The following is a 3299-nucleotide window of genomic DNA, read 5'->3' on the forward strand; positions in this document are numbered from 1 at the left end:
TGGGAAGAGGTAGTCGCTTTGGGGTCAGCGCTGCCCGAGGTGGAGGAATCCACGTGGTACCGGACGCCGTCGCTCAAGGTGGCCGGGAAGGGTTTCGCGCGGTTGCGGACCGAGGCCGAAGGGGGCTTGGTTCTGATGTGTGATCTGGCCGAGAAGGAGGCGCTACTCGCGTCCGGGCATCCAGCCTTCTACACGACGCCGCACTACGACGGCTACGGCGCCATACTGATCGACCTCGACCGCGTCGAACCTGATCAGCTGGCGGAGCTCGTCGAAGAGTCCTGGCGTGTCAAAGCGCCGGCCCGGCTCCGGAAGACCCTCGACGCCGGATAGGTGTCGATGTCCACCGGGAACGAGGCGAAGGGAAACGCTCAGCGCAATTCGGAACGGAGGATGCCCATGATCAACGTGTCGTGGTGTTGGCCGTCCCACAGCAGCGCGTCCCTCATCCGACCTTCGAGGACGAACCCGCACTTCTCGTATGACCGGATAGCTGGTTCGTTGAACGAGAAGACTTCTAGTTGAACCCGGTGCAGGCCGATGACGTCGAACGCATAGCTGAGGATGAGGCGGGTGGACTCCGGGCCGAATCCTTGACCCTGGAACTCCGAGATCAGCGCGATACGGAATCCGGCCGACTCGTTGTCGGTGTCGATCCCATTGAGGCTCAGCTCGCCCGCATACTCACCGGTGTGGACGTCTTCGATCGCCATATCGAGCCGGTCCTCCTGGTCGGCTCGGGTCGCGCACCAGCGCTCGATCTGCTCACGGGTGAACACGGTGTGTGTGCCGGTCAGCCGGAGAACCTCTGGATCCCTAAGCGACTTGAACGTCGCCTCCGTGTGACGGGGCGCCAACGGGGCGAGTCTGACGCGCTGCCCGGTCAAGGTCGGCTTGGTCACGATGGCCTCGGTATTGATCACCAGGAATGCGTAACATGCACGCCCGCGCGGTACAAGCGGATTTCGGTGCCACAATGGCTGGATGGGCGAGGATCCCCTGGAACGGTTGCGACGATTCTGTCTTTCGCTTCCGGAGACCACGGAGCGGCTCAGCCACGGTGAGCCCACATGGTTCATACGGGATAAGAAGACATTCGTCATGTACGCCGACCATCATCATGACGATCGGCTGGCGTTCTGGTGCGCAGCGCCGCCCGGCGCGCAGGAGGCGCTGGTCACGTCGGACCCGGAGAGGTATTTCCGGCCGCCGTACGTGGGCCATCGGGGCTGGGCCGGCGTGTACCTGGACGTGGATGTCGACTGGGAAGAAGTCCGCGAGCTGGTGATCGACGCCTACTGTGTCGTCGCCCCGAAATCCCTGGTCGCCCAGGTCGATGCGGCGAAGTGAGCGTGGCCTGGACCACGCGCGTACGCTGATCTCGTGGAACTAGAAGATCGTCTGGCCGTCTTCCTCGACTATGAGAACCTCGCGCTCGGGGCGCGCGAACACCTGGGCGGGATGCGGTTCGACTTCCGCCCGATCGCCGACGCCCTAGCCGAACGCGGGCGCCTCGTGTTCCGGCGCGCTTATGCCGACTGGTCGTACTTCGACGAAGACCGGCGGATGCTGACCCGGTCACACGTGGAGCTGATCGAGATGCCGCAGCGCATGGGCAGCTCACGGAAGAACGCCGCGGACATCAAGATGGCCGTCGACGCCGTCGAGATGGCCTTCGAACGTGTCTACATCTCCACCTTCGTGATCTGTACGGGGGACAGCGACTTCACTCCACTGGTGCACAAGCTCCGGGAGCTCAACAAGCGCGTGATCGGCGTCGGGGTGGAGAAGTCGACGTCGAGGCTGCTGCCGCCCGCGTGCGACGAGTTCCTCTACTACGACAGGCTTGAAGGCATCGAGGTGCCGGTCGCCAGTAGTGAGAAGCGCCGCCCCCGGCGGGCTCTGGAGCCGGTGCCGGAGCCGGCCGAGCCGGAGCCGGAGTCGGAGCCGGAGTCCGACGCTGATCCGGTGGCAACTGATTCGGGAGACGTCGACACGCTCGCCGTTCTCGTCGCGCAGACCGTCGCCGGATTGCAGCAGAGCTCGAGCGGCCAGGTCAACGCGTCGATGCTGAAACGCACCCTGCTGCGCAAGGACCCGACGTTCAGCGAGCTGGACTACGGGTTCCGTGCGTTCGGCGAGCTGCTTCGTCACCTCGCCGCCCGCAACGTGGTGGAGCTGGCGGATGGGCCGGCGAAGGGCGATCCAGACGTCTCGCTTCCGGAGCACGGTGACCGGGAGGAGGCGTTCGGGCTGCTGAGATCGGTCATCACGGATCTCGGCGACGGACGTGTGGCCCTGTCCGGTCTGAAGAACCAACTGCGCAAGGTCCGTCCCGCATTCAGTGAGAAGAAGCTCGGATACCGCAGCTTCCTTCAGTTCTGCAAGGCGGCCGAGACCAGCGGTGTGGTGCGGCTGACCTGGGACAGCGGGGCGGACGACTACATGCTCACCATTCAGACGTAGACGGTGAGGTATCTCCGCGTCACCGGAGGATACGCCGGGCAGGGACGACGATCGCGATCCAGGCGATGGCTGTGATGACGGCAGCGGTCACCGGGAGCAACCATGCCGGACCCGCGGGCCATGGCCGCCCAAGGAAGCCCACGCCCAGCAAGGCGAGCGGCACGGCAGAGAGGGCGACCCCGGTGACCAGTGCGACCGCGGCGATCAGCCCGGCCTCACGACGGATCATCGCGCGTACCTGCCGCGGAGTGGCACCGATCATGCGAAGCAACGTGAGTTCGTCGCGGCGTCCCGTCGTCGTGGCGGCGAGCTTGTTCGCGGCGGCCACCAGAACGTAGCCCAGCAACACGGCGAGCACGCCCAGGTTCACCCACACCTGCGGTGGCGTGCCTCCGAGGAGTGGCCCGACGTCGGCGTCATGGATCTCCACGCCCGGCCACAACGTTGCGATGGCGGTCAGTTCACGTTCCGCCCGTTCGTGGTCGAGCCGCACCAGGATGCTCGAGTCGAGTGCCGTCGTCGTGTGGCCTCTGACCAGGTCACGGGAGAGCACCACATCACCGAAACCCAGCCCTCGCCTGTAGACGGCGACCACCCGGGCACGCACGTTCGCTCCGTCTCCGAGTATCAGGTCGATGTGCTCGCCTACCTCCTTCCCAGAGCCGATGCCGGAGGTCGAGACCGCGACTGTGGCGCCACTCAGCTCGGAGAGGCTGCCCTCCCGTACGTCAAGGTCGAGGATCGCATCGGCGTCGGGACCCAGCACCAGCGCGGGTGTCGAGTCGATCTTCGTCTTGCCGCTCTCGCGGTAGCGAGACAACGCCGTCGTTGTG

At 65.4% G+C, this 3299-nt stretch carries 5 protein-coding genes; 3 read left to right on the plus strand and 2 right to left on the minus strand.

Annotation, left to right across the window (positions count from 1 at the left end; translation table 11 throughout):
* On the plus strand, positions 1-333 hold a 333-nt coding region (locus tag ELR45_RS30710), incomplete at its 5' end, for an MmcQ/YjbR family DNA-binding protein (protein WP_205857591.1).
* Between the two features lie 38 nt (positions 334-371).
* Here the strand turns inward: ELR45_RS30710 and ELR45_RS30715 are convergent.
* Positions 372-923: a GNAT family N-acetyltransferase gene (locus ELR45_RS30715; RefSeq protein ID WP_129669690.1), complete on the minus strand. Its 552-nt coding sequence runs from the start codon at positions 921-923 to the stop codon at positions 372-374.
* 61 nt (positions 924-984) lie between these two features.
* On the opposite strand from ELR45_RS30715, the gene ELR45_RS30720 reads away from it, so the two are divergent.
* Both ELR45_RS30720 and ELR45_RS30725 read left to right on the plus strand, forming a co-directional pair.
* Positions 985-1350, plus strand: coding sequence for an MmcQ/YjbR family DNA-binding protein (locus tag ELR45_RS30720; protein ID WP_129669691.1), 366 nt, complete (start codon positions 985-987; stop codon positions 1348-1350).
* Between the two features lie 33 nt (positions 1351-1383).
* Positions 1384-2466: a PIN domain-containing protein gene (locus ELR45_RS30725; protein ID WP_129669692.1), complete on the plus strand. Its 1083-nt coding sequence runs from the start codon at positions 1384-1386 to the stop codon at positions 2464-2466.
* A gap of 19 nt (positions 2467-2485) precedes the next feature.
* Here ELR45_RS30725 and ELR45_RS39735 read toward each other — a convergent pair.
* Positions 2486-3299 (minus strand): ABC transporter permease (locus ELR45_RS39735; RefSeq protein WP_205857592.1); only part of this gene is annotated, 814 nt, incomplete at its 5' end.

Source organism: Phytoactinopolyspora endophytica, from assembly GCF_004138495.1.
Taxonomy (GTDB): Bacteria; Actinomycetota; Actinomycetes; order Jiangellales; family Jiangellaceae; genus Phytoactinopolyspora; species Phytoactinopolyspora endophytica.